The organism is Sphaerisporangium rhizosphaerae, assembly GCF_042665155.1.
GTDB lineage: Bacteria > Actinomycetota > Actinomycetes > Streptosporangiales > Streptosporangiaceae > Sphaerisporangium > Sphaerisporangium rhizosphaerae.
This window is the reverse complement of the sequence record NZ_JBHTCG010000087.1, coordinates 1-1,311: the sequence shown is the minus strand read 5'-3', so window position 1 is coordinate 1,311 and position 1,311 is coordinate 1. Positions and strand designations below refer to the sequence as shown.

Genomic DNA, 1,311 nt, shown 5'->3' with positions numbered 1-1,311 from the left:
GCGGATTCAAGGGGTCGTCGCAACACTGATCGATCAACTGGCGAGTGCCAGGAGCTTGGTGAGACGCTCGGCTGGGGTTTCCCAGCCGAGCGTTTTGCGTGGCCGGCTGTTCAACCGGGCAGCGACAGCGGCGAGGTGGCCGCTGCTGTGCACAGATAGGTCGGTCCCTTTGGGGAAGTATTGGCGGAGCAGGCCGTTGGTGTTCTCGTTACTGCCGCGCTGCCAGGGTGAGTGCGGGTCGCAGAAGTAGACCGGGAGGTCGGCGGCGATGGAGAACTGGTGGTGCAGGCTCATCTCGCTGCCTTGGTCCCAGGTCAGCGACCGCTTCAGTTCGGTCGGCAGAGTGGCCATCGTGGCGGCCAGGGAGTCTCGGACGGTTTCGGCGGTGCGGTCGTGCGGTAGATGGACGAGCAGAACGTAGCGGGTGCTGCGCTCGACCAGCGTCCCGATCTGGGACTTTTGGTCCTTACCGATGATCAGGTCACCTTCCCAGTGGCCGGGTACGGCTCGATCCCCGGCCTCGGCGGGGCGGTCACTGATCATCACCATCGGTGCGAGGAAGCGAGACTGGCGCTGATCGGGACGGCGATGCAGTTTGCGGGCGGTACGGCCGGTGCGCAACGCCCGGGTGAGCTCGCGGCGCAGTTCACCGCGTCCTTGAACGTAGAGCGCCTGATAGATCGTCTCGTGTGACACCTGCATCTCCGGCCGGTCGGGAAACCGGACGCGCAGCGTGTGCGCGATCTGCTCTGGGCTCCATTCCAGCTCCAGCCAGGATTGGACGGCCTCGCGCAGTTCCGGGTTGGCTCCTATCTTTCCCAGTTTCGGTCGTGGACGCCGGGCGTCGGCACGTGCCTGGGCTGCGTGGGGCCGGTAGTGCCACTGGCTCCGGGTTCCCTCGGTCCGGTTACGGGCGATCTCCCGGCTCACTGTGGAGGGGTTGCGGCCCAGCTCGGCGGCGATGGCTCGGATGGAGGCCTTCTCCCGCAGCCGGTCAGCGATATGGATACGTTCGTCCTCACGCAGGTAACGGGAAGCCACCTGGGCGGGTCGGGCCGCCCGCTCGGGCCGAGCGGGCGGCCGCAGCCGGCCGGGACTGAAGCGTCCGTTACGCCACTCACGGCCGATCCGCACGTTGACGCCGACCAGCCGTGAGGCTTCCTTATTGCCATAGCCCTGAGCCACGAGCCGAAAGTATTCCTCCCGCTCAGCCCGGAGCTTCCTCGGCCCCTGCGCCTTGCGCACCTTGCGGATCTCAAAGTCCATCGCATCCCCTGAAGTGGGGTGTTGCAACGAACCCTAGAACCCAAG

At 66.3% G+C, this 1,311-nt stretch carries 1 protein-coding gene; it reads right to left on the bottom strand.

Annotated features, from left to right (window positions below):
• Nucleotides 1-33: 33 nt before the first annotated feature.
• The gene (locus tag ACFQSB_RS40165) at nucleotides 34-1,266 is read right to left on the bottom strand and encodes an IS30 family transposase (protein ID WP_380832602.1); all 1,233 of its coding nucleotides are present in this window, start codon (nucleotides 1,264-1,266) and stop codon (nucleotides 34-36) included.
• Between the last annotated feature and the right edge of the window lie 45 nt (nucleotides 1,267-1,311).